Annotated in this window: 1 pseudogene; it reads left to right on the top strand. The window is 37.0% G+C overall.

What is annotated here, in order from left to right:
- Nucleotides 1-618 (top strand): annotated as a pseudogene (locus tag ACFIKG_RS09440) (hypothetical protein); the annotation flags it as partial.
- Between the last annotated feature and the right edge of the window lie 374 nt (nt 619-992).

The following is a 992-nucleotide window of genomic DNA, read 5'->3' as shown; positions in this document are numbered from 1 at the left end:
ACGGTTTTTAAAACATTTGATAAGTTTGCTCTTGATGAGATGCAAGGAGTTATAGACCCCATTGATAACCGGATTTACTGGTCCTTAAAGAGAGGCAATAACGAGCAAACCACCTTTGTTTATGATTGGGGTTTACAGAAATGGTCGACACTACAGGGAAAGCCTTTCACGTTGTTTCCAGTGTTTACAACAGGATATACTTTAGAACAGTTAGATGAGATTTCGATCAATCTTGAGGCATTGCCGGCTTCTTTAGACAGCCCTCGTTGGCAAAGTGGCGCTCCAATGCTTGGTGCTTTTGATGAAAACAATCGGCTTGTTATGTTTACGGGAGCACCGATGGAGGCAACGGTTGTTTCGCAAGAGATGGGGGCGCCGGATGGAAGTTTTAACTTTGTCACGAAGATGTTTGCCGAAGTTGATACGACGGAAGGTTTTTTAAGCATAGGGGAACGTCGTCTTCGCAATAATCAGACACCGATCACATGGCATAAGGAAAGGGTGTGTTCTTATGTCACGGGCGCTTATCATGGGCGTTCACGCAATCGTTATCACCGGTTTAAATTACGCATTCCTAAGAATGAACCTTGGACGATGATAATAACGCATTATATATAAAAACACAATAAAGTCAATGGTTTGAGTGAAATTATTTTATAAGAATCCACTTAAGAATCCACACTTTTATGCATGATTCATTTGACCATTTTTTATATAAGATTGCCATGTATGAATAGACCATAAAAAGCAAATCATGATGTAAATATTATAACGCATGTAAACGTTCAAATGAAATGAAAAGCCGATATCATTCATAACAGTTTATAAATTTTATGATACGTTTTTATCACAGCACAAATCACATTGTTAAAAATTTAGTCGTTTGGAATATCGATAACATACGTTTAAAGATCACATCTTGTTTTAATAATTGGATTGTTAATCGCATGATAAAAACAAAATTATTGGTTCCCAAAATTGGGAAGCAAAAA

The organism is Bartonella sp. LB28NMGDW (assembly GCF_042194435.1).
Classification (GTDB): domain Bacteria; phylum Pseudomonadota; class Alphaproteobacteria; order Rhizobiales; family Rhizobiaceae; genus Bartonella; species Bartonella grahamii.
Note: the sequence above shows the minus strand (reverse complement) of the source record. Positions and strands in the feature narration are given on the sequence as shown.